The following is a 23684-nucleotide window of genomic DNA, read 5'->3' on the forward strand; positions in this document are numbered from 1 at the left end:
GGCCCCGCCCCACCCGCACCACCGCCGACGGGCGGGACCCTCCCGGGGTCCCGCCCGTCGGCGCGTCCGCACCCGGGCGCCCGCGCCCGGCTCAGTCCCGCTCGACCTCGAGGCGCGTGCGGGGCAGGCCGGCCGGGTCGTGGTCGCGCAGCCAGGCCACCAGCTGCTCGCGCACGTGGCAGCGCAGGTCGAAGAGCGTGCCGGCGTCGACGGCGGTGACCAGCACCCGCACCCGCACGAAGCCGGCGACGGCGTCGGTGACCTGCAGCAGCGAGACGCGCCCGTCCCACAGCTCGCCGGCCGAGGCCATGACCCCCGGCAGGGCCTCGCGCATCCGGGCGGTGTCGACGCGCCAGTCGAGGTCGAGCTCCACGGCGCCCAGCAGCTCGGAGTTGCGGCGCGTCCAGTTCTGGAAGGGGGTGGTGGTGAAGTACGTCGAGGGCAGCACCATGCGGCGGTCGTCCCAGAGCCGGACGACGACGTAGCTGAGGGTGATCTCCTCGATCCAGCCCCACTCCTCCTCGACGATCACGACGTCGTCGATGCGGATCGCGTCGCTGAAGGCCAGCTGGATGCCGGCGAAGACGTTGGCCAGCGTGGACTGCGCGGCCAGCGCGGCGACCACCGAGATGAGGCCGGCCGAGGCAAGGACGCTCGCGCCGATGGTGCGGACCCCCGGGAAGCTGAGCAGGATCGCGCCGAGGGCGACCACCACCATGAGGGCCACGGTGAGACGGCGCAGGATGAGCACCTGCGTGCGGACGCGGCGCGCGGCCCGGTTGTCGCGCACGTCGGTGCGGGCGCGGCCCAGGCCGAGGTCCTGGAGGAAGAGCAGCACCACGGTGACCAGCCAGGCGGCGGCGATGATCCACAGGGTCCGCCCCGCCAGGACCGCGGCGTGCCACCACACCTCGTCGTCGCCGCGACGCCGCACGCCGGCCACCCAGCCGTTGAGCGCGATGACCAGCACGAGCACCCGGTAGGGGACCCGGGCCTGGCGGAAGAGTCGCTCCCCGGGCGGCCAGCGTCGCTGCACCAGGCGGGCCACCACGTGGGTCAGCACGATGAGGGCGAGGGCCCCGAGCAGGGCCGACCCGCCGGCGATGAGGGCGTTGGTCCACGAAACGCGCATGGGTCATCGTGCCCGGTCCGCGGCCGACCCCGCGGGCGGGGTCAGCGGGCGGCGTACAGGGTCGTGCGCTCGGTCACGGGCCGGTCGATGCCCGCGCCGATCTCCACCAGCTCGGCGACCGTCTTGGCCGAGCCGTGCTCGGAGCCGGCCATGCGCGAGATCGTCTCCTCCATCAGGGTCCCGCCGAGGTCGTTGGCGCCCGCGCGCAGCATCGCGCGGGTGCCCTCGACGCCGAGCTTGACCCAGGAGGTCTGGATGTTGTCGATGCGCCCGTGCAGCAGGATCCGCGCCATCGCGTGCACGGCGAGGTTGTCGCGCAGCGTGGGTCCGGGGCGGGCGACGCCGGCGAGGTAGATGGGGGCCGAGGTGTGCACGAAGGGCAGCGGCACGAACTCGGTGAACTCCGCGGCGCCGTGCTCGCGCGCGGTGTCCTGCACCCGGCTCAGCACGCGCAGGTGGTTGACCCAGTGCCGCGGGTTGTCGACGTGGCCGTACATCATCGTCGAGGTCGTCGGCACGCCCACGCGGTGGGCGGTGGAGACGATGTCGATCCAGGTGGAGGTGGGCAGCTTGCCCTTGGTGAGCACCCAGCGCACGTCGTCGTCGAGGATCTCCGCGGCCGTGCCCGGCAGCGACCCCAGGCCGGCCTCGCGCGCCTTGATGAGGAAGTCCTCGGTCGACAGGCCCGTGCGGGCGGTGCCGTTGAGCACCTCCATCGGGGAGAAGGCGTGCACGTGCATCTGCGGCACGCGACGCCGCACGGCCCCCACCAGCTCGACGTAGGCCGAGGCGGGCAGCTCGGGGTCGATGCCGCCCTGCATGCAGACCTCGGTCGCGCCGAGGTCCCAGGCCTCCGCGGCCCGGTCGGCGACCTCGTCGAGGGACAGCGAGTAGGCGTCGGCGTCGGTGCGCCGCTGGGCGAAGGCGCAGAAGCGGCAGCCGACGTAGCAGACGTTGGTGAAGTTGATGTTGCGGTTCACGACGTAGGTGACGGTGTCGCCGACGACCTCGCGGCGCAGGTCGTCGGCCAGGCGGCACACCTGCTCCAGCAGCGGGCCCTCGGCGGTCATGAGGGTGAGCGCGTGCTCGTCGCCGAGCCCGCCGGGGTCGGCCTCCGCGGCCCGCAGCGCGGCGGCCCCCTCGGCGTGGAGCACCGCGGGAGCGCCGTCGATCAGCGACGTCGACCCGGCCGCGTCGCGCACCGAGTCCCAGTCGCCGTAGACCCCGGCGAAGTCGGAGCGGCGATCCTCGCTGCGGCCCTCGGTGTCGATGCTGGCGTGCAGGTCGGTGCGCCCGGTGCTGGTGGTGAGCGAGGCCGCCCCGCCGTCGGGCTCCTGCCACACCCGCCCCTCCGGTCGTACGCCGACCCGCGCCAGACCGGCCGCGGGCCCGTCGGGCACCGCGAGCGCCGCGACGTGGGCGCTGACCCGCGGGTCGAGCCAGGGGCTGCCGCCGCCGAGACCGGCCCGGACGTGCTCGGGGTGCACGGTGAGCCGGGGCGCCAGCTCGAGGCCGGCCGCCGCGGTGTGGGCGCGCAGCCGCTCGAGGGTGGGCCACGGGCGCTCGGGGTTGACGTGGTCGGGGGTGAGCGGGCTGACCCCGCCCCAGTCGTCGACGCCGGCGTCGAGCAGGGCGCGGCACTCCGCGGAGCCCTCGGAGGCGTCGACGAGGTTGGGCGGGGCCTGCACCCGCATGCGGGGGCCCATCACCAGGCGGGTCACCGCGATCGCGGCGCGGTACTCCTCCAGGCCCAGGTCGTCGCGGTGACGCATGGCGGTGTCGGGCTTGGCGCGGAAGTTCTGCACGATCACCTCCTGCACGTGGCCGTAGGCCTTGGCCACCCCGCGCAGCGCGAACACCGTCTCGGCGCGCTCGCGCAGGGTCTCGCCGATGCCGACGAGCAGCCCGGTGGTGAAGGGGATGGAGAGACGACCGGCGTCCTCGAGCACCCGCATCCGCACGGCGGGGTCCTTGTCGGGGGAGCCGAAGTGGGCCAGCCCGCGGGTCTCGAAGAGCCGTCGCGAGGTGGTCTCGAGCATCATGCCCATCGAGGGGCTGACCGGCTTGAGCCGGTTCATCTCCTCCCAGCTCATCACTCCGGGGTTGAGGTGGGGCAGCAGCCCGGTCTCCTCCAGCACCCGCACGGCCATCGCGCGCACGTAGGCCAGGGTCGAGTCGTAGCCCTGCTCGTCGAGCCACTGCCGCGCCTCGGGCCAGCGCTCCTCGGGGCGGTCGCCGAGGGTGAAGAGCGCCTCGAGGCAGCCCAGCTCGGCGCCGCGGCGGGCCAGGTCGAGGATCTCGTCGGGGGAGAGGTAGAGCGGTCGGCCCTCGCGCTGGAGGTGGCCCGGGCTCTCCACGAAGGTGCAGTAGTGGCACCGGTCGCGGCACATCGTGGTGACCGGGATGAAGACCTTGGGCGAGTAGGTGACCACGCCCGGGCGCCCCGCGGCGAGCAGCCCGGCGTCGCGCACGGTGGCGGCGGCCGCGCAGAGCCGGTCGAGGTCGGCGCCGGTGGCGGCCAGCAGCACCGACGCCTCCTCGACGTCGAGCGCCGCCCCGCGCTCGGCGCGCGCGAGGGCGCGGCGTACCTGCTGGGGGGTCGGGTCGGGGTCGGGTCTCGGGGCGGTGCGCTCAGCCATCACCGAGAGGCTATCCCGCGCCCCCTGCGGGCCCGGCGCTCAGGACACCCGCTCAGGAGACCCACTCCTTGACCTGGGCGATCGTCGCGGCCGGGTCGGCGGAGGCGGGGGTGACCGAGAGGTTGGTGACACCGGCCTCCCGGAAGGCGGCGATGCGCTCCTTGACGTAGGACGCGGGGCCGACCAGGTTGCCCGCGCGCAGCCACTCCAGCGGCACCAGCGCCTCGGCCTCCTTCTTCTTGCCCTGGAGGTAGAGCTCCTGGATCTGCTCGGCCTCCTGCTCGTAGCCGTACTGGCGGGCCAGCTCGTTGTAGAAGTTCTTGCCCTTGGCGCCCATGCCCCCGACGTAGAGCGCGTAGGTGGGGCGCATCAGGTCGAGCATCCCCTCCACGTCCTCGCCGATCGCCACCAGGCCGCCGGCGCTGACCTCGAGGGGCGCGAGGTCGGCGGAGCGCTTGGCGCGCCCCTGCGCCAGCGGCTCGCCCCAGACCTCCTGGGCCTTCTCGGGGTGGAAGAGGAAGGGGAGCCAGCCGTCGGCGATCTCGGCGGTCATCCGCACGTTGGCGTGGCCGAGCGCTGCCACCCACAGCGGCACGACCGGGCGCTCGGGGCGGGTCAGCAGCTTGAGCGGCTTGCCGAGCCCGAGGCCCTGGTCGGCGGGCAGGGGCAGCGTGAAGACCTTGCCCTCGTGCACGAGGGGCTCGCGGCGCAGCCCCAGCCGCAGGATCTCGACCATCTCGCGGGTGCGGCCGAGCGGCTTGTCGTAGGGCAGGCCGTGGAAGCCCTCGATGACCTGGGGTCCCGAGGCGCCCAGGCCGATCACCGCGCGGCCGCCGGAGACGTTGTCGAGGCCCGCCGCGGTCTGCAGCATCGCCCCCGGGGTGCGGGAGTAGACGTTGAGGATGCCGGCGCCGATCTCGATGGTCTCGGTCTTGGCGGCGAGGTAGCCCATCAGCGTGGGGGCGTCGAAGCCGTAGGGCTCCGCGACCCAGACCATGTCGAGACCGGCCTTCTCGAGCGCGACGACCTGGTCGGCGGCCTCGCGCGGGTTGCCGGAGTAGACGAGGGGCATCGACAGCTTCATGGGTCTCCTGGGCCTGGGGCCGGGCCGGTCCCGGCGGCGACGCTCGCGACCCTACCGTGACAGCGGTGCTGTCACCATCGGTGCGGCGGTGCTCAGTCGGTCATGCCGGTGGCGCGGCCCAGGGAGCCGGCCAGCAGCTCGGAGTACTCCGTGGTCAGGTGGTCGGTGTCGCGGTAGGACAGCGTGCCGCCGATGACCACCGGGCACTCGCCCTGGTAGCACAGCCACGGGGTGGGGTCGACGACCTCGGCGTCGGCCAGCAGGGCCGACTTCACCGCGACGTCGCCGAGGATCTCGGCGCGCTCGACGGGCTGGAACATGCAGTCGCCGAGGCTGGGGGTGCCGGTGGTGAGGCACTCGCCGGGGTCGATGCCCGACTTGGGCACGTCCTTGATGAGCAGCACCCGCTCGGAGGCGGCGTGCAGCTCGTCGAAGAGCTCGTCGTAGCCCTCCTCCAGCACCGGGGCGACCCGCTCGATCGTGGCCGCGAGCTCGCCGTCGATCCACACCCCGTTGACCGGGGGCGAGGAGGAGACGATCGTGAGGTCGGGCTGCAGGGCCTCGACCTGGTCGACCACCCAGTCCTGGAAGCCGGTGCACTCGGTGAAGACCCGGCGCTCGTTGAGCGGCGCCACCGGCACGTGGGCGGCCGGGCACTGCGGCTTGACCAGGTAGTAGGCCCTCCAGCCGTTCTCCACCGCGATCCGCTCCACGGCCGGGATCCAGGCACGGGCGTGGGAGTCGCCGGTGACCACCACGGTGCGCTCCCCGTCGGGGTCGCCGCGCAGGCAGAGCTCCTGCACGTCCTCCTCGTAGTCGCACGCGCCGACGTCGGCCACGCTGTCACGCAGGGTCAGCAGGTTGGGGTCGAGCTCGCTGGGCACCGCCATCCGGTCGCGCGCGGCGTTGACCGAGGCCCGCACGAGCGCGACGGTGCTGTCGGCGCCCGCGGGGTCGGCCACCGCGATCGCGGGCACGTCGCCCTGGCCCGTGCGGGCCTCGATCCACTGCCACCCGCCGACGCAGGACGCGGCGACCACGGCCAGGCTCAGCGGGTAGAGCAGCAGCGGACGGGGGGCCACGAGCAGCCGCGGGGGCAGTCCCTGTCGGAAGGGCGTCTCGACGAAGCGGAAGGTCAGCGCGGCCAGGCTCAGCACCACCAGCAGCACCAGCGCGCGCTCCGCGCCGGTCAGGGGGCGCAGCGCCCACTCCTCGGCGAGGATCAGCGCGGGCCAGTGCCACAGGTAGAGGGAGTAGGACCAGTCGCCCAGGACCCGCACCGGGCGCCAGGTCAGCAGGGCCCGGACCGGGTCGTGGCGGGGGCCGGGCCGGATGCCGGCGAGCAGCAGCGCCACCGTGCCGAGCACCGGCAGGAGCGCGGCCCACCCCGGGAAGGCCGTGGCCGAGGAGTAGAGGACGCAGGCCAGCCCCACCGCGAGCAGGCCGCCGGCACCGAGCAGCGGCACCGCCAGGGCCGGCATCCGCTTGCGCAGGCGCGGCGCGGCGAGTGCGGCCAGCGCGCCGGCGCCGAGCTCCCAGGCCCGCCCGAGGGTGGAGTAGTAGGCGCTGCCGGAGTCACCGGCCGTGCCCGCCACCGACCAGGCGAAGCTGGCCGCGGTCAGCGCGACCAGCACGACGGCCAGGGTGCGCTCGGGCAGCCGGCGCTCGTCGGAGCGGGTGACCAGGCGCACCGCGAGGGCGCAGACCACGAGCAGCACCGGCCAGACGACGTAGAACTGCTCCTCGACCGCCAGGGACCAGTAGTGCTGCATCGGCGACGGGGGACCGTCCTGGGCGAAGAAGTAGTCACCCTGGTCGGCGAAGCGGACGTTGGCGGCGAAGAGGGTGGCCCAGACGGCGTCGACCACGACCTCGCGCGCGTCGATGAGACTCATCCACGCCACCGAGGCCAGCACGGTGAGCGCCGTGACCAGCGTGGCGGCGGGCAGGATCCGCCGGGCCCGGCGCGACCAGAAGGCGGTCAGCGAGACCTTCTCGCCCCGGCGCATCTCGCGGAAGAGCAGCCCCGAGATCAGGAAGCCGGAGACGACGAAGAAGACGTCGACCCCGACGAAGCCGCCGGGCAGGAAGGGGACACCGGCGTGCGCAGCGATGACGACGAGCACGGCGACGGCGCGCAGGCCCTGGACATCGCTGCGGTATCGACTCGCCACCCCTGAGCTCCTGCGCGGTTGAGGGGCCGACGGTACCAAAACCTGATGACGAGTACGGCGTCCTCGCTGCCACTGGCACACTCGCTCGCGTGACCAGCCAGCCCGCCGCCACGTCCGAGACCGCCACCGACCACGACGCCGACCCGGGCGCCGGTACGGTCCGCCACCGCATCGCCGTGGTCGGCGGCACGGGGCCGCAGGGCAAGGGGCTCGGCTACCGCTTCGCGCGCGGCGGCCACGACGTCGTGTTGGGCTCGCGCGCCGCCGACAAGGCCGAGGCGGTCGCCGCCGAGGTGGCCGACCGGCTCGTCGGCGTCGAGGGCGCCGGGACGGTCACGGGCGCCACCAACGCCGACGCCTGCGCGGGCGCCGACCTCGTGCTGCTCGCCGTGCCGTGGGACGGCCACGACGAGCTGGTCGCCACCCTCCCGCTGGCCGGCACGACGGTGATCTCCTGCGTGAACCCGCTGGCCTTCGACAAGCGCGGCGCGCACGGCCTGGTCATCGACGGCGGCGAGGGGTCGGCCGCGGAGTCGGCCCAGCGCATCGTGGGGGACTCGGCCACCGTGGTGGGCGCCTTCCACAACGTCTCGGCGGTCTCGCTGTGGGGCGACGACGACGTGCTGGCCCACGAGGACGTCCTGGTGGTCGGCGACGTCAAGGAGGCCAAGGAGACCGTCATGGCGCTGTGCGCCAGCGTCACCGGGCGGCCCGGCATCGACGCCGGCAAGCTGCGCCTGGCCCGCCAGGTCGAGCCGCTCACCGCCGTGCTGATCTCGATCAACCGGCGCTACAAGATCCACTCCAGCATCAAGGTCACCGGCTTCTAGCCCGTCAGCCGGCCAGGCCCTCCACCACCTCGGCCCCGGGCAGGTCGGCCAGCAGGCGACCCGGCAGCAGCACCTTGGAGCGGCGTACGCCGGAGCCGACGACGGCCACCTCGACGTCCAGCACCCGCGCGTCGACCAGCAGCCGCCAGCCGGCCGGCAGGCCGATCGGCGTGATCCCGCCGTGCTCCATGCCCGACTCGGCCACCGCGCGCTCCATCGGCAGGAACGACGCCTTGCGCACGTCGAGGGTGCGCTTGACCAGGCCGTTGACGTCGGCGCGGGTGTCGGCGCGCACCACGCAGGCGGCGACCCGCTCCTCCCCGTCGCGGCGCCCGGCCACCAGGACGCAGTTGGCGCTGGCCTCCAGCGGCACCTGGTGGGCCTCGCTCAGGGCCGCGGTGTCGGCCAGGTCGGGGTCGATGGCGACCACGCCGACACGCTCCGCGCCCGGCAGCGAGGCCAGGGCGCGGGCCACCGGCGCGGCGAGCAGGTCGGGGTGGTCGAGGGCGGGCGAGGGCGACAGGGTGCCGACGGGGGAGAGGTCCACGGCCCCATCCTGCCCACCGCCCCTCACGCGTCGTTCACCTCGGGGTCACCGCGCGGACGGAGGTGCCACGCACCGTCGAGGTCGTGACCACCGTGTCCCTGCCCGTCCGTCGTCCCCGCACCCTGGCCGTGACCCCCGCCGTCGTGGGCCACCGCGGCGCCAGCGGCACCTGGCCCGAGCACACGCTCGAGGCCTACCGCGCCGCGATCGCGATGGGCGCCGACGACATCGAGCTCGACCTGGTCGTGAGCGCCGACGGCGTGCTCGTGGTGCGCCACGAGAGCGACCTGGCCCGCACCACCGACATCGCCGCGCGCCCCGGGCTGGCCCACCGCCGCAGCACGCGGGTGGTCGACGGCGAGGAGGTGACGGGCTGGTTCGCCGAGGACCTCCCGCTCTCGGAGCTGCGCACGCTGCGGGTGGTCGAGCGGATGCCCGGGCTGCGCCCGGCCAGCGCCGCCCACGACGGCCGGCTCCCGGTGGCGACGCTCGACGACGTGCTGGAGATGGTGGCCGCGGAGTCGTCCGCCCGGGGCCGCTCGATCGGGGTCATGATCGAGCTCAAGGACGCCGCCTGGTCCGCCTCGCGCGGGCTGCCGCTCGACACCGCGCTGGTCGCCACGCTGCGGCGCCACGGCGTCGACACGCCGCGCTCGCGGGTGACGGTGATGTCCTTCGAGCCCACGATCCTCCAGCAGCTGGCCGGCCAGGTGCGGGTGCCCCTGGTGCAGCTGCTCGACCGGCGCGACCGACGCCCCGCCGACCTCGCCGCGGCCGGCGACCCGCGCACCTTCGGCGACCTGGCCAGCCCTGCGGGCCTGGCCCTGGTGGAGCGCTACGCCGACGGCGTCGGCGCCCACCACTCGCTGGTGGCCGCCGAGGCGCCCGGCGGTCGCGGCATGCGCCCCTCCACCCTGGTGGCCGACGCCCACCGCGAGTGGCTGACCGTCCACGTGTGGACGCTGCGGGCCGAGAACCACTTCCTGCCGGCCCCCTTCCGCCGGGGCGAGGAGGCCGGGGAGCGCCCCGCAGCGCACGGCGACCTCGGCGGCTTCGTGGAGCTGCTGCTCGAGCTCGGCGTCGACGGGCTGATCACCGACCAGCCCGACGCGGCGGTGGCGGCCCGCGAGGCCTGGCTGGCGCCGGTCGGCGTGCGCGTGCCGGCCTGAGGCCCCCGCTCCGCCGGGGCGGGGGCCCGGGTCACCCGGCGGGGTGAGAGCGCCGCCGCGGGCTTGACCCCGGGCTCCGAGGGCGGCTTCGGTGGGCCGATGGCCGACTCCTCCGCAGCCACCACGACCGCGCTCCCCGACGACGGGGACCTCACCCGGTCGATCACCGGGAGGCTGCTGTTCTTCTACGTCCTCGGCGACGTGCTCGGCTCCGGCATCTACGTGCTCATCGGCGCCGTCGCGGGTGCGGTCGGGGGCGCCTTCTGGATCGCCTTCGCCGTCGGGGTGTCGGTCGCGACGATCACCGGGCTGGCCTACGCCGAGCTGGTGACGAAGTACCCCCAGGCCGCCGGCGCCGCGCTCTACGTCAACAAGGCCTTCCGCAGCCCCGCGCTGACCTTCCTCGTCACGATCTCGATGCTCTCGGCCACCTTCGCCGCGGCCGGGTCGCTGGCCACCGGCTTCTCCGCCTACTTCGCCGAGGTGTGGGAGCTGCCCCCGGGCCTGCTGGTGGCGCTGGTCTTCATCCTCGTGCTGGCGGTCGTCAACTACATCGGCATCACCGAGTCGGTCGTGGCCAACATGGTGATGACCGTCGTCGAGATCGCCGGTCTGGTCATCGTCGTGGTCATCGGTGTCGTCTACGTCGCGCAGGGCGACGCCGACTTCGGCACGCTCACCGAGTTCCGGGCCGACGGCGACCCCGTGCTGGCGATCGTGGCCGGCGTCGCGCTCGCCTTCTTCGCGATGACGGGCTTCGAGAACGCCGCCAACGTCGCCGAGGAGACCATCGACCCGGCCCGCACCTTCCCGCGGGCCCTCGTCGGCGGCATGGTCGTCGCCGGCGTGATCTACGTGCTGGTCGCCGTGACCGCGGCCCTGGTCGTGCCCGTGGCCGACCTGGCCTCCTCCGACGCCGCCCTGCTGGAGGTGGTCGAGGCCGGCGTGCTGCCCCTGCCCGTGGGGCTGCTCAGCGTGGTCTTCGCCGTGATCGCCATGGTCGCCATCACCAACACCACCCTGGTCTCGGTGGTCACGCAGTCGCGCATCCTCTACGGCATGGCGCGCGAGGACGTCGTGCCGGGCGTCTTCGCCCGCATCCACTCCAGCCGCCGCAGCCCCTGGGTCGCGCTGAGCTTCGCGGCCGTCGTGGTCTGCTCCCTGCTGGTCGTCGGCGCCCTGCTCAACCGCGCCGGCGTCGGCGTCGACGTGGTGGCGCGGCTGGCCACCGTCACGGTGGTCTTCACCCTCTTCATCTACGGCCTGGTCATCCTCTCCGCGCTCAGGCTGCGCGGCCACGACGAGGCCGACGACACCTACACCGCCCCCACCGCGCTGCTCGCCGTCGGGATCGTCGGCAACCTGGTGCTGCTGGCCTACGTCGTGTACGACGACCCCACCTCGCTGCTGTGGTGCGGCGGGCTGCTGGCCGTCGGCCTGGTGCTCTACGTCGTGGAGCGCCTGGTCGGTCGCCGCGACCGGCCGCACGGCCGCGCCCGGGGCGAGTCCACCGTCGAGCCCCGCACCTGAGGCCCGCCCCCCCACCAGCCCCCAGCACCACCGGACGCCCGAGGAGGCCCCCGTGCACGTCATCGTCGCCACCGACGGCTCGCAGCAGTCGCTCGACGCCGCGCGCCACCTGCGCTCCTTCGCCGACCCGGCCAGGATCACCGACGTCACGGTGCTGGCGGTGGTGCGTCCGCTCGCCGCGGTGGCCTTCGCCGACGACCTGACCCCCGCCGACCGCACGCGGGCCGAGGGGGAGTCCTCGTCGTTCCGGGCGGCCGCGGAGAGCGCCGTGCGCGTCGTGGCGGCGGAGCTCGACGGCTGGGGCCCCACGGTCCGCACCAGCATCCGCAGCGGCTCGCCGGCCCACGAGATCACCCAGGCCGCCTCGGCGCTGGGAGCCGGCCTCGTGGTCGTCGCCGCGGGCGGTCGCGGGCTGAGCCGCACCGTGCTGCTCGGCAGCACCGCCCAGCGGGTCCAGCACTCCGCGCCCTGCCCCGTGCTGGTCGTGCGCCCTGTGCCGCGGCCCCGCGCGCCGCGACCGTAGGCTGCGCGGCATGGAGATCCTGCGGCTGGTCCTGCTGTTCGTGCACATCCTCGGTTTCGCGGCCCTCCTCGGCGGCCTGCTCGTGCAGGCCCGCGAGCCGCACAAGCGGGTCAACGAGCTGATGCGCGACGGCGCCGGCACGGCCGTCCTGGCCGGGATCGCGCTGGTCGGCGTGCTCGAGGCCGGCGACACCGACGTCGACCACGCCAAGATCGGGGTCAAGCTGGTGGTGGGCCTGGTCATCCTGGGCCTGGTGATGGCCAACCTGCGCAAGGAGCGCATCGCCCAGGGCCTGTGGGCGGCGCTGCTGGGGCTCACGGTGCTCACCATCGCGGTCGCGGTCTTCTGGTCGCCCGCCCACGGCTCCTACTGAGCCGACCGCGGCGTCGGCGCTGCCCGACCACGCCGACCGCGGCCGTAGGGTGGAGGGCAGCATGAGCATCCCGTTCCCCCTCCCTGGTCTCGAGTCCGTCGCTCCCGAGGAGCCCCGCACCACCCGGCGCGGCCCCACGCGCGAGGAGCTGCTCGAGGGGCTCAACGAGCCCCAGCGCGCAGCCGTCGTGCACGAGGGCGCGCCGCTGCTGGTCGTCGCCGGCGCCGGGTCGGGCAAGACCCGCGTGCTCACCCGCCGCATCGCCTGGCTGATCCAGGAGCGCCGTGCGCACCCCGGCTCGATCCTGGCCATCACCTTCACCAACAAGGCGGCGGCCGAGATGAAGGAGCGCGTCGAGGAGCTGGTCGGCAAGCGGGCCCGGATCATGTGGGTCTCGACCTTCCACTCCGCCTGCGTGCGCATCCTGCGCAAGGAGGTCGACAAGCTCGGTCTGAAGTCGAGCTTCTCGATCTACGACGCCGCCGACCAGAAGCGGCTCATGTCGCTGGTGGTCGCCGACCTCGAGCTCGACCCCAAGCGCTACCAGCCCGGCGCCCTGCTGCACTGGGTGTCGGACCACAAGAACGAGCTGCGCGACGCCGAGGCGGCCACGGCCCTGGCCACCAACAACCTCGAGCAGACCTACGCCGCCGCCTACACCCTCTACGAGCGCCGCCTGCGCGAGGCCAACGCCCTCGACTTCGACGACCTCATCATGTCGACGGTGCACCTCCTCCAGCGCTTCCCGGAGGTCCGCGAGACCTACCGGCGCCGCTTCCGCCACGTGCTCGTCGACGAGTACCAGGACACCAACCACGCGCAGTACGCCCTGGTCCACCAGCTGTGCGCCGAGCAGCTCGAGGACGCCTCGCTCGCCGACCCGACTTCGACCGTGGAGCCCGCCGAGCGCGTCGAGCCGGCCGAGCTGATGGTCGTCGGCGACGCCGACCAGTCGATCTACGCCTTCCGCGGCGCCAACATCCGCAACATCCTGGACTTCGAGGAGGACTTCCCCGACGCCACCTCGATCCTGCTGGAGCAGAACTACCGCTCCACCCAGACCATCCTCACCACCGCCAACGCCGTCATCGGCCACAACAAGGGCCGCAAGCCCAAGCGGCTGTGGTCCGACGCCGGCGACGGCGAGCGGATCGTGGGCTACGTCGCCGACGACGAGCGCGACGAGGCCCGCTTCGTCTCCTCCGAGATCGACACCCTCGTCGACCAGGGCGCGCGGGCCTCCGACGTCGCGATCTTCTACCGCACCAACGCCCAGTCGCGGGTCTTCGAGGAGGTGTTCATCCGCACCGGCCAGCCCTACAAGGTGGTCGGCGGCGTGCGGTTCTACGAGCGCCGCGAGGTGCGCGACGCCCTGGCCTACCTGCGGCTGCTGGCGAACCCCGACGACCAGGTCTCGCTGCGCCGGATCCTCAACACCCCCAAGCGCGGCATCGGCGACCGGGCGGTGGCGTGCGTCAACGCGCTCGCCGAGCGCGACCGCACGACCTTCTGGGAGGCGCTGCGACGCGCCGAGGAGGCGCCCGGGCTCGCGACCCGCTCGCTGGGCAGCATCCGCGGCTTCGTGGCCATGATCGAGGAGCTGCAGTCGATGGTCGACGGAGGCGAGCGCGCCGACGTCGTGCTCGAGACCGTGCTGGCCCGCTCGGGCTACGTCGCCGCCCTGGAGGACTCCGACGACCCGCAGGACGCCACGCGCGCGGAGAACCTCGCCGAGCTCGTCGCGGTGGCGCGCGAGTTCAGCGACGACCCCGTCGCGGGGCCCTCGGCCGACCCGGCCGACGTCGACGCCGGGCAGGTCGCGCCCGGTCTGCGCGACTTCCTGGAGCGCGTCGCGCTCGTGGCCGACTCCGACCAGATCCCCGACACCGACCCCGACGACCCCGACGACACCGGCGTGGTGACCCTGATGACCCTCCACACGGCGAAGGGGCTGGAGTTCCCGGTGGTGTTCCTCACCGGGCTCGAGGACGGCGTCTTCCCGCACTCGCGGGCCCTCGGCGACCAGCCGGAGCTGGAGGAGGAGCGACGCCTGGCCTACGTCGGCGTCACCCGCGCCCGCGAGCGCCTTTACCTCTCCCGCGCCGTGGTCCGCTCGGCCTGGGGGGCGCCGTCGCACAACCCGGCGTCGCGCTTCCTCGACGAGATGCCGGTCGACCTCGTCGACTGGCGCCGCACCGAGGCCGCGCAGACCCAGTGGTCGCGCCCCGACCTGGGCGGCTCCTACGGCGGCGGCCTGGGCTCGCCGACCGCGGCCGGTCGCCGCAACTTCTCCTCCGCCGCGCTGCGCGCCGACGCCGCCGCCAAGTCGCGGCCGGCGCGCGAGGTGCCGTCGCTGGAGCCGGGCGACCGGGTGCAGCACGACTCCTTCGGCCTCGGCTCCGTGGTGGCGGTCGAGGGCGTGGCCGACAAGTCGGTGGCCTCGATCGACTTCGGCTCGCAGGGCGTCAAGCGGCTGCTGCTGCGCTACGCGCCCGTGCAGAAGCTCTGAGGCCGAGGCCGAGGCCGGCGGCCGGGTCCTGGGGCGGGCACGAGAAGGGCGGGGCGGAGCCCGGCCCTGGCGGTGCTACGGCGTGACGCCGTTGACCGAGAGCGCCTCGTAGGGGTCGACCGGGTCGCCGCCGCCGGGGCGGACCTCGAGGTGGAGGTGGGGGCCGGTCACGTTGCCGGTCGAGCCGACGGTGCCGATCTGCTGGCCCGCGGTGACGGTCTCGCCGGGGGAGACGTCGATCGAGGTCTGGTGGCAGAACCACAGCTCGGTGCCGTCCTCGAGGGTGAGGACGGTCTTGTTGCCGTAGGCGCCGTCGTAGCCGGTCGAGGTGATCGTGCCGTTGGCGATGGCCACGAGGGGCGTGCCGGTGGGGGCGGCGAAGTCGAGGCCGGTGTGGTAGGTCGCCCACAGGCCGTACTCGCCGTAGCGCGCGGTGAGGCGGTAGCCGCTGAGCGGCAGGACCCACTGGTTGGCCTCGATCTTCTTCGACTGCACCTCGGCGGCGTTGGCGAGGGTGCGCAGCTCGGTGTTGCGCTCCGCGGCCTGGGCCTCGGCGGCCTCGACGAGCCGCTCGTCGGCGAGGTCGCCCAGCGCGTCGCGGCTGGAGTCGCGCGAGATGCGCTCCTCGCGGTCGAGGCCCACGACGCCACCGCCGCTGGAGCCGGTGAGGGCGCTGCTGGGGCCGACGGGCGCCGCCTCCTGGGCGGCCAGGTCGGTGTCGGTGACGGTGACCGCGCCGCCCACGGAGACCGCGAGCGCCGCGATCCCCACGAGCACCGGCACCGAGGGCATCCGGCGCAGGAGCGCGCCGCGGTCGCCGGCGTGCTTGACGGCCTTGCGCCTGCCCGCGGTGCGGAGCTCGGCGGTCTCGGGGTGCGACAGGCCCGGGCGCGCCGGCGTCAGCGGCAGCAGCTCGGTCGGGTCGGAGGCGAAGGAGGTGGTGTGGTCGACCGGCTCGAGGTCGGCGAGGATCCGGTCCACCGTGCCGGCGTCGAGACCCGGGCCGGTGTCGAGGCGCCCGGCGGACGCGGTGACCGGCTCGACGGTGACGACCGGGGCCGGGCGGGCCACGCGGCGGCCGACGTAGGGCGCCGCCGGTGCGGCGGTCGTCGCGGCGGAGTCGACGGGCACGGTCGCCACGCGACGACCGCGGTAGGCCGGGGTGACAGCCGGGGTGTCCGCCGGGGTGTCAGGGGTCCCGAGATCGCTGCGGCTGGTGCCGGTGGGTGCGACTCGGTGATGACCCATGAAGCAGTGACTCCCGTGATCGACGGTGGTGGGGGGCGCCGGACCTGGCGGTCGGCCCACCCTTTCAGGTGGTCGGGGGCGAACGAGCCAAGACTGTAACGGACCCGGTGCAGCAGGCGGAACTCGGCGCCGTGACAAATGTGGACGACGGCGGCCCGTCACCGCATGACCTCGGTCACGTCGCGCCCCCGCGCCCTCGTGCCGCGGCCCGCGACGGGACTAAGGTGCCGGAGGCCTCCGCCCGTGCTCACGCGGGAGCGGACGGTCGTCGGGCCCAGGCTCGCCCAGGCTCGTCCAACGACTCAACCAAGGCGCCCTCACAGCGCAGCACACTAGAGAACTGGTGGATCAGTGGACCTGATGGAGTACCAGGCGAAGGAGCTCTTCGCCAAGCACGGCGTCCCGGGGACTCCCGGCATCGTCGCCAACACCCCCGCCGAGGCCCGCGAGGCCGCCGAGAAGCTCGGCGTCTGCGTGGTCAAGGCGCAGGTGAAGGCGGGTGGCCGCGGCAAGGCCGGCGGCGTCAAGCTGGCGAAGACCCCCGACGAGGCCGAGCAGCACGCCCAGGCCATCCTCGGCATGGAGATCAAGGGCCTGACGGTCAACCGGGTGCTCATCGCCCCCGCGGCCAGCATCGAGGAGGAGTACTACTTCTCCTTCCTGCTCGACCGCGCCAACCGTCAGTACCTCTGCATCGCCAGCGTCGAGGGCGGTGTCGAGATCGAGGAGGTCGCGAAGACCAACCCTGACGCCGTCAAGCAGATCGCCATCGACCCGGGCACCGGTGTCGACGAGGCCAAGGCCCGCGCGATCGTCGCCGAGGCGGCCTTCCCCGAGGCGCTCACCGACCAGGCCGTGCAGACCGTGCTCGCGCTGTGGAAGGTGTTCGTCGAGGAGGACGCCACCCTCGTCGAGGTCAACCCGCTGGCCCGCCTGGCCGGCGACCGGCTCGAGGCGCTCGACGGCAAGGTCTCCCTCGACGAGAACGCCGAGTTCCGCCACGCCGAGCACGCCGACTTCGAGGACAAGGCCGCGGCCGACCCGCTCGAGGCCAAGGCCAAGGAGAAGGGCCTCAACTACGTCAAGCTCGACGGTGCCGTGGGCATCATCGGCAACGGCGCGGGCCTGGTCATGTCGACCCTCGACGTGGTCGCCTACGCCGGCGAGAAGCACGGCGGCGTCAAGCCGGCCAACTTCCTCGACATCGGCGGCGGCGCCTCGGCGCAGGTCATGGCCGACGGCCTCGACGTGATCCTCAACGACGAGCAGGTCAAGAGCGTCTTCGTCAACGTCTTCGGCGGCATCACCTCCTGCGACGCCGTGGCCAACGGCATCGTGGGCGCCCTCGACATCCTCGGCGACGAGGCCACCAAGCCGCTGGTCGTCCGCCTCGACGGCAACAACGTCGAGGAGGGTCGCCGCATCCTCCAGGAGAAGAACCACCCGCTGGTGACGCTCGTGGAGACGATGGACGGCGCGGCCGACAAGGCCGCCGAGCTGGCGAACGCCTGAGAACGGGACTGAGAGCGAAATGTCGATCTACCTCAACAAGGACAGCAAGGTCATCGTCCAGGGCATCACGGGCGGTGAGGGCACCAAGCACACCGCCCTGATGCTGAAGTCCGGCACCAACGTCGTGGGCGGCGTCAACGCCCGCAAGGCCGGCACCACCGTGACCCACACCGCCGCCGACGGCTCCAGCGTCGAGCTGCCCGTCTTCGGCTCCGTCGAGGAGGCCATGAAGGAGACCGGCGCCGACGTGTCGGTCGCCTTCGTGCCGCCGGCGTTCACCAAGGACGCCTGCCTCGAGGCCATCGACGCGGGCATCGGCCTGCTCGTGGTCATCACCGAGGGCGTGCCGGTGCAGGACACCGCCGAGGTGTGGTCCTACCTCCAGGGCTCCAGCAACCACGGCGGCACCCGGATGATCGGGCCCAACTGCCCGGGCATCATCACCCCGGGCGAGGCCCTGGCCGGCATCACCCCGGCCACGATCTCGGGCTCCGGCCCGGTCGGCCTGGTCTCGAAGTCGGGCACGCTGACCTACCAGATGATGTTCGAGCTGCGTGACTTCGGCTTCTCGACCGCCATCGGCATCGGCGGCGACCCGATCGTGGGCACCACCCACATCGACGCCCTCGCGGCGTTCGAGGCCGACCCCGACACCCGTGCGATCGTCATGATCGGCGAGATCGGCGGCGACGCCGAGGAGCGCGCGGCGGCCTACATCAAGGACCACGTGACCAAGCCGGTCGTCGGCTACGTCGCGGGCTTCACCGCTCCCGAGGGCAAGACGATGGGCCACGCCGGCGCCATCGTCTCGGGCTCCTCGGGCACGGCGCAGGCCAAGAAGGAGGCCCTCGAGGCCGTGGGTGTCAAGGTCGGCAAGACGCCGTCGGAGACCGCCCAGCTGATGCGGGAGATCCTCCAGGGTCTCTGACCCCGGACCCACCCCGCGTACGCCACGAGCGGTCCGTCCCCCGCGGGGGGCGGGCCGCTCGTGCGTGCGGGCGGAGCCCGTCAGCCGGCGAAGACCTCCATCGCGGCCGCCACCTCGCGCACGGCGGTGTCGCTCTGCGCGGCGGCCTCGGCCGGGCTGGAGCCGGCCGGCACGGAGGGGCCGGTCACCAGCGAGACCAGCACCGCCCGTCCCACCCTGACCACGTGCAGGACCTGCGGCGGGGCGGCGTCGGCGCCCGTGGTGCTCCGGACGACCACGCCGGCCTGCTCGCCCAGGTCGCTGGCGACGACCGCGGTCTCGACGGCGGTGCCGGTGGCACCGGTGTCGACGGGGCAGTCGCGGTGGAGCGCGAGCACGTCGTCGGCGTAGGCGCGGGCGTCCTCGGCGCGGGCGAAGACGGCCAGGTTGCGCAGCCGGAGGTCGTCGCGGTCGCTCCACCCGGCCCGGACGAGGTCGGTGCGACCGGGGGGCAGCGCCACCTCGCGCCCGCACGCGGTGAGGGTCAGCGGACTGACCGCCCGGGAGAGCTCCTGGAGACCCGGCTGACCGCTCCCGGCGGCGGCGTCGTCGGGGTAGCCCGCGGTGAGCGGGAAGCCGTCGGGCACCCGGTCGCCGGCCGTCGTCGCCGCGGCGTCGGGCGCGCCGGGCGGCTGCGAGCAGGGGTCGGCGGCGAAGACGCACAGCGAGGAGACCACGAGGGCCGAGGTGCTCTGCGCCAGCTCCCGGGTCTGCTCGACGACCTGCGCGTCGCCGGCGCCGCCGAACGTGGTCGACGTCGCGAGCACGGCGTTGCCGACCGTGACGAGCTGCACGAGCTCGCCCTCCCCGGCGTCGCCGGAGCGCTGGACCCAGACCACCGAGCCCTCGCCGAGGTCGGAGACGAGCGGGGCGGCCGAGCCGCAGCCGTCCGCGAGCGCCGCCTCCCGCGCCGCGAGCACCTCCCGGGCTGCCTCGTCGTCGGCGTAGATCAGCAGGCCGCGCTGCACGCCGCCCTCGGAGCCCGGCGCGTTGGGCGCGTCGAGCTGCACGGCGTCGAGGGCCCGCACGGGGGCCTCGGCGGTGTAGGCCCCGCCCTGGCAGCCCCGCACCGGCGGGTCGGGGGCGAAGCCGGGCACGACCTCGGGCTGCTCGCCCAGGCCCCGCAGGCCCGCGCCGAGCGGGAAGTCGGCGGGCACGCGGGTCACCCAGTCGACGTCGCCCGGCGCCGGGGTGGCGGTCGGGCTCGGTGCCGCCGGGTCGGGGCCGGCGGTCTCGGCGCCCCGGGTGGCCAGCGCGAGGGGTGTGGCGACGAGGAGGGCCGCAGCGGCGCCGGCGGCGGCGGTGAGGGCGCGGTGGCGGCGGCGCAACCGGTCGCCGCGGCGGCGTACCTCGGACGCGGGCAGGGGGTGCACGGGGGCCTCCTCGGCCAGGAAGCGGGTGAAGAGGTCGGCGGGATCGGTGGGCTCAGGCATGGTGGGCTCCCTCCTGGAGGCCGTCGTCGTCGGCGAGCAGGGCGGCGAGAGCGGCGCGGCCCCGGCTGAGCCGCGCCTTCACCGTGCCCTCGGGCACCCCGACCTCGCGGGCCACCGCCCGCACCGGCAGGTCGGCGATGTGGTGCAGCACCAGCGCCTGGCGCTGCGCCTCGGGCAGGCGTCCCAGCGCCGCGACCAGCGCGACGTGGGCCTCGCTCGGTGGCGGGGCGGCGACCGGCGCGGAGACGGCGCGGTCGGCGGGGCGGCGACCCAGCACGGTACGGCGCCAGCGGCTCACCGCCAGCCGGTGGGCGGTGGTGCGCACCCAGGCCTCGGGGTGGTCGGCCCGGTCGAGCCTGCGCCGGTGCGCCCAGGCCCGCACGAAGGCCTCCTGCACGCACTCCTCGGCCTCGTCGCGGCTGCCGATCATGGCGTGGACCTGGCCGACCAGCCGGGCGTAGGACGCGGCGTAGAAGTCGTCGAACTCGCGTTCGTCCATGGCGTCTCCGTCTCGTGCCCGCGCTCGTCGCGTGCTCCCGTGTCGCTGCTGTTCCGGGAGTGGTACGCGCGGCGGGGCCGTGCGGTTGCACGACACGCCGCACCCGTGCGGAGCGGCTCTCAGCCGGCGCGTCGGGGGGCCGGCTGCTCGGCCAGCCGCTCGGCGGCGCGCTCGGCCAGCGCGAGGAAAGCGCCGCCCGCCATGGTGGCGTCGGGGCCGGGCACGAAGCCGATCTGGCTGACCGCCGTGCCGCGCCGCAGCAGGGCGACGACGAAGCGCACGGAGGTGTCGTCGGAGACGTCGACGGTGACGTCCCAGACGTCGAGGGAGCGCTCGGGACCGGTCTGGGAGGTCACGGTGACCACGTCGGTGCCCAGGTCGCGGTCGGCGCAGCTGGCCATCCTCGAGCGCACCTGCTCGACGAGGGCCCGCGCCTGCGGCACCGGCAGGGACCCGACGGTCTGCGTCAGCCCGAACGACGTGGGCAGCCGTCCACCCGGCACGAGGAACGTGCGGGTGCGGCTGTCGCTGAAGCGCGCGCCGCGGAAGTCGCCGACGAAGCTGGTCTGGTCGCAGCGCGTCGCCGCGTCGTTGTCGCGGGCGCGCTCGGGCTCGGTGCCGACCCAGGGGCGGGTGACCGAGCCGACCGGGGGCAGGTCGACGGCGGAGAGCAGCGAGGGCACCTCGCCGACGGGCAGGGCGTCGGTGGGGCTGAGCCGCGCCCGGGTGGTGCAGGCCCCGCCGTCGGTGAGGTCGCACAGACCGTCGACGGCGCCCCCGAGCAGCCGCGCCTGGTCGAGCAGGTCGTCGGCGGAGGTGCCGCGGCGCTGGGAGGCGGTCACCGTGACGATGCGACCGGTGCGGGCCACGCCGGCGACCACCGTGCGCGCCGGCGCGGCCCAGTCGCGCAGCACCAGCAGCACCGCCTCGTCGCCGACCCCGTCGACGCGCTGGGTCGAGATCAGCTGGGCCCGGGGCTCGTCGCAGCCGGCGAACCAGCCGGCGGCGCCGTCGTAGGCGGCCCGGGCGGCCCGGTCGGTGCGGGAGGACTCGGCGAGCTGCCAGGCCGAGCGGGGGGCCTCCTGCCCGCGCGGGCGGTCCCGGAAGGCGCGCACCAGGGCGACCGTGCCCTCGGGGTCGGCGTACCGCGCCCCCTGGCAGGGCAGCACCAGGCCGTCGCCCTCGGTGCCGTCGGTGGTCGCGCCCTCGCGCCAGCCGCCGCCCGGGAGCCGCGCGGCCACGTCCTCGGCGCCGAGGAGCGCGGCGGCCTCGAGCGGCTCGGGCTCGGGCGTGGGGGAGCCGGTCGGCGCGTCGTCGGTGGGGTTCTCCGCGCCGGGGGCGACGGAGTCGCCGGGCGCGGCCACGGCGTCGCGCTGCAGCGTGGGCCTCACCCCGGCCGTGTCGGTGACCAGCGTGCCCGTCACCAGCAGCGCGCCCACGACCAGCGCCGCGCCCACGCCGGTGTGCGTACGCCGCCGCGCGGCCCCGGTGCGCCGCACGATGGTCGGGCGGGGCCAGCGGGCCTCGGCGACGACCTCGGCCAGCGGCTCGAGCGCGGTGCGCACCAACGGCGTGGGCAGGTCGCGCAGCAGTCCGAAGCGCGCGGTCGCGCTCTGCAGCTCCCGCTCGGCGTCGGCCGGGGGGATCCCGACCTCGCGGGCCAGGTCGGTCATCGACAGCGACGCCAGGTGGGCCAGCAGCAGCACCCGGCGCTGCAGCAGCGGGAGGCCGGCCAGCGCCTCCAGGGTGGCGGCGGCCTCGGGGTCGAGGCCCTTCTCCTTGTGGAAGGGCCGCGTGGTGTGGCGTCGCAGCGCGTGCGACCAGGCGACGGGGCGCACCCAGGCCTCGGGGTCGGCGCTGCGCGAGACCTTGCGCCAGTGGTGCCAGGCGGCGACGAAGGCGTCGCGCACCGCGCTGCGCGCGGCGGCCAGGTCCCCGGTGAGCGCATAGGTCTGCAGCAGCAGTCGCGCGCGTGCGTCCTTGTAGAACGCGTCGAAGTCGGTGGGGTCCGCCATGGCGTCGTCCAACGTAAGCGATCCGCGGTGAGGCCCGCCAACCCGAGCGGCGCGTCACCGGCGTGGCGCTCGCCACCCGCGCCGAGGGCCCGCGCCGCTCGGCGTGGGACCGACGCGACGCCGGGGGGCGGGGTCAGGATGGACGGGCCATGACCTCGCTGCTGCCCGACTCCTCGACCGCGCGCCGCACCCCCGGCGCCACCGGCCGGCGCCCGGCGCCCGGCGGTGCCCACCGCCGGCCGCTCGTGCTCACCGCCACCCTCGGCGGCGCCGCGGCAGCCGGTGCGACCCTGCTGGTGTGCCTCGCGGTGGCGGTGATCGGGTGGTTCCTCACCGACGCCGGCGCCCACGGCGAGCCGCACGACGCCCTGCGCGTCGGCGCGCTGGCGTGGCTGACGGCCCACGGCTCGGGCGTGGTGGTCGGCGGGGTCGCGCTCACCGCCGTCCCTCTCGGCCTCACGGCCCTGTGCGCCTGGTCGTGCTGGCGGGTGGGCCTGCGTGTCGGCGACGCGGTGTCGGGGCACGGCCCCGACGCCGACGCCATCAGCGACGGGGAGCGCGACTGGACCGTGCCGGTGGCCGCGCTGCTCTTCACCGTCGCCTACGCCGTGGTCGCGGTGGGGGTCGTGACCCTCGCCGCCACGGCGACCACGGCGCCCGCGACCACCCCGGTGCTCGGCTGGGTGCTCGGCCTGGGCCTGCTGGTGGCGACCCCGGCCATCGCGGTCGCCTCGGGCCGCGCCGCCATCTGGGCCCCGGCGGTGCCCCCGGTGCTGCGCCACGCGGCCCGGGTGGCGCGCCGGCTGCTGGTGACCTGGCTGGCCCTCTCCGCGGCGGCCTTCCTCCTGGCCCTCCTGGTCGACCTCGACACCGCCGCCAACGTGCTCTCCCAGCTGCACACCGACGCCGGCGACGCCACCGCCTTCTCGGTGGCCAGCCTCGCCGTGGTGCCCAACGCGGTGCTCTTCGCCGCCTCCTACCTCGTGGGTCCGGGCTTCACCGTCGGCGTCGGGACCCTGGTCTCGCCCTCCGCCGTCGTGCTCGGCCCGCTGCCGATGTTCCCGCTGCTGGCCGCCCTGCCCGACACCGGACCGACCCCCGCCTGGACGGTCGCCCTCGTCGCGCTGCCCGCCCTCGTGGCCGCGGTCGTCGCCGTGCAGGCCCAGCGCCGGGCACCGACCCTGCGCTGGGACGAGGGCGCGCTGCGCGGCTGCGCCGGGGGAGTGGTGGCCGGTCTCGTGCTCGGCCTCCTCGCCTCCCTCGCGGGCGGCGCTGTCGGCCCGGGCCGCATGCGCGACGTGGGCCCGCTGGCCCACGAGCTGACCGTCCACGCCGTCACCGCCTTCGGCCTCGGCGGCCTGGTCGGCGGGCTGCTCGTCACCGCCTGGCAGCGCCACCGGTCCCGCGACCTCGACGGCGAGGCGCCGGCGCCCGTCGTCGGCCGCCCCTGGGCGTCGCGGCTGCGCCGCTCCTCGCGCCCGCGCCGCTGAGCGCGGGCTA

General features: G+C 74.9%; 18 protein-coding genes. 9 read left to right on the forward strand and 9 right to left on the reverse strand.

Annotation, left to right across the window (positions count from 1 at the left end; all coding sequences use genetic code 11):
- Nucleotides 1-91: 91 nt before the first annotated feature.
- The 4 genes from ASF47_RS09845 to ASF47_RS09860 form a co-directional block, all read right to left on the reverse strand.
- Nucleotides 92-1132 carry a mechanosensitive ion channel family protein gene (locus ASF47_RS09845; RefSeq protein WP_056863831.1) on the reverse strand — a complete coding sequence of 347 codons (1041 nt, stop codon included), beginning with the start codon at nucleotides 1130-1132 and terminating at the stop codon, nucleotides 92-94.
- Between the two features lie 41 nt (nucleotides 1133-1173).
- A complete protein-coding gene (locus ASF47_RS09850) occupies nucleotides 1174-3771 on the reverse strand; it encodes a bifunctional FO biosynthesis protein CofGH (RefSeq protein WP_056864573.1) in 2598 nt (865 codons plus the stop codon).
- A gap of 52 nt (nucleotides 3772-3823) precedes the next feature.
- Nucleotides 3824-4855 carry an LLM class F420-dependent oxidoreductase gene (locus tag ASF47_RS09855; RefSeq protein WP_056863832.1) on the reverse strand — a complete coding sequence of 344 codons (1032 nt, stop codon included), beginning with the start codon at nucleotides 4853-4855 and terminating at the stop codon, nucleotides 3824-3826.
- Nucleotides 4856-4947: 92 nt separating this feature from the next.
- Nucleotides 4948-7029, reverse strand: a complete 2082-nt coding sequence (locus tag ASF47_RS09860) for an acyltransferase family protein (RefSeq protein ID WP_056863833.1) — start codon at nucleotides 7027-7029, stop codon at nucleotides 4948-4950.
- A gap of 89 nt (nucleotides 7030-7118) precedes the next feature.
- Between ASF47_RS09860 and npdG the strand changes: the two genes are divergently transcribed.
- A complete protein-coding gene (gene npdG, locus ASF47_RS09865) occupies nucleotides 7119-7859 on the forward strand; it encodes an NADPH-dependent F420 reductase (protein WP_082500187.1) in 741 nt (246 codons plus the stop codon).
- A gap of 4 nt (nucleotides 7860-7863) precedes the next feature.
- Here the strand turns inward: npdG and ASF47_RS09870 are convergent, their stop codons facing one another.
- A complete protein-coding gene (locus ASF47_RS09870) occupies nucleotides 7864-8406 on the reverse strand; it encodes a YbaK/EbsC family protein (RefSeq protein WP_056863834.1) in 543 nt (180 codons plus the stop codon).
- Nucleotides 8407-8489: 83 nt separating this feature from the next.
- On the opposite strand from ASF47_RS09870, the gene ASF47_RS09875 reads away from it, so the two are divergent.
- The 5 genes from ASF47_RS09875 (at nucleotide 8490) to pcrA (ending at nucleotide 14510) form a co-directional block, all read left to right on the forward strand.
- Nucleotides 8490-9575 (forward strand): glycerophosphodiester phosphodiesterase family protein, encoded by a 1086-nt coding sequence (locus ASF47_RS09875; protein ID WP_162242270.1) that lies wholly within the window; start codon nucleotides 8490-8492, stop codon nucleotides 9573-9575.
- 99 nt (nucleotides 9576-9674) lie between these two features.
- A complete protein-coding gene (locus ASF47_RS09880) occupies nucleotides 9675-11105 on the forward strand; it encodes an APC family permease (protein ID WP_056863836.1) in 1431 nt (476 codons plus the stop codon).
- Between the two features lie 52 nt (nucleotides 11106-11157).
- Nucleotides 11158-11628 (forward strand): universal stress protein, encoded by a 471-nt coding sequence (locus tag ASF47_RS09885; protein ID WP_056863837.1) that lies wholly within the window; start codon nucleotides 11158-11160, stop codon nucleotides 11626-11628.
- A 10-nt stretch (nucleotides 11629-11638) separates the two neighbouring features.
- Nucleotides 11639-12001 (forward strand): hypothetical protein, encoded by a 363-nt coding sequence (locus tag ASF47_RS09890; protein ID WP_056863838.1) that lies wholly within the window; start codon nucleotides 11639-11641, stop codon nucleotides 11999-12001.
- A 61-nt stretch (nucleotides 12002-12062) separates the two neighbouring features.
- Entirely contained in the window at nucleotides 12063-14510 is a 2448-nt protein-coding gene (gene pcrA / locus ASF47_RS09895; RefSeq protein ID WP_056863839.1) for a DNA helicase PcrA, read from the forward strand.
- Between the two features lie 75 nt (nucleotides 14511-14585).
- On the opposite strand, the gene ASF47_RS21670 is transcribed toward pcrA, so the two are convergent.
- Nucleotides 14586-15650, reverse strand: coding sequence for a M23 family metallopeptidase (locus ASF47_RS21670; protein ID WP_056863840.1), 1065 nt, complete (start codon nucleotides 15648-15650; stop codon nucleotides 14586-14588).
- 459 nt (nucleotides 15651-16109) lie between these two features.
- Here ASF47_RS21670 and sucC point away from each other — a divergent pair, with 459 nt between their 5' ends.
- Nucleotides 16110-17270 (forward strand): ADP-forming succinate--CoA ligase subunit beta, encoded by a 1161-nt coding sequence (gene sucC, locus ASF47_RS09905; RefSeq protein WP_056863841.1) that lies wholly within the window; start codon nucleotides 16110-16112, stop codon nucleotides 17268-17270.
- 19 nt (nucleotides 17271-17289) lie between these two features.
- Complete coding sequence (sucD, locus tag ASF47_RS09910) at nucleotides 17290-18198, forward strand: succinate--CoA ligase subunit alpha (protein ID WP_056863842.1); 909 nt, start codon at nucleotides 17290-17292, stop codon at nucleotides 18196-18198.
- Nucleotides 18199-18278: 80 nt separating this feature from the next.
- Here the strand turns inward: sucD and ASF47_RS09915 are convergent, their stop codons facing one another.
- The 3 genes from ASF47_RS09915 to ASF47_RS09925 form a co-directional block, all read right to left on the reverse strand.
- Complete coding sequence (locus ASF47_RS09915) at nucleotides 18279-19670, reverse strand: hypothetical protein (RefSeq protein WP_056863843.1); 1392 nt, start codon at nucleotides 19668-19670, stop codon at nucleotides 18279-18281.
- Complete coding sequence (locus tag ASF47_RS09920; RefSeq protein ID WP_056863844.1) at nucleotides 19663-20169, reverse strand: RNA polymerase sigma factor; 507 nt, start codon at nucleotides 20167-20169, stop codon at nucleotides 19663-19665. Before ASF47_RS09920 ends, ASF47_RS09915 begins: the two co-directional genes overlap by 8 nt.
- Before the next feature lie 119 nt (nucleotides 20170-20288).
- On the reverse strand, nucleotides 20289-22184 hold the full coding sequence (locus ASF47_RS09925) for a hypothetical protein (protein ID WP_056863845.1): 1896 nt from the start codon (nucleotides 22182-22184) through the stop codon (nucleotides 20289-20291).
- A 149-nt stretch (nucleotides 22185-22333) separates the two neighbouring features.
- On the opposite strand from ASF47_RS09925, the gene ASF47_RS09930 reads away from it, so the two are divergent.
- A complete protein-coding gene (locus ASF47_RS09930; RefSeq protein WP_200919028.1) occupies nucleotides 22334-23674 on the forward strand; it encodes a cell division protein PerM in 1341 nt (446 codons plus the stop codon).
- Nucleotides 23675-23684 lie beyond the last annotated feature (10 nt).

The organism is Nocardioides sp. Leaf285 (assembly GCF_001422955.1).
GTDB lineage: Bacteria > Actinomycetota > Actinomycetes > Propionibacteriales > Nocardioidaceae > Nocardioides > Nocardioides kribbensis.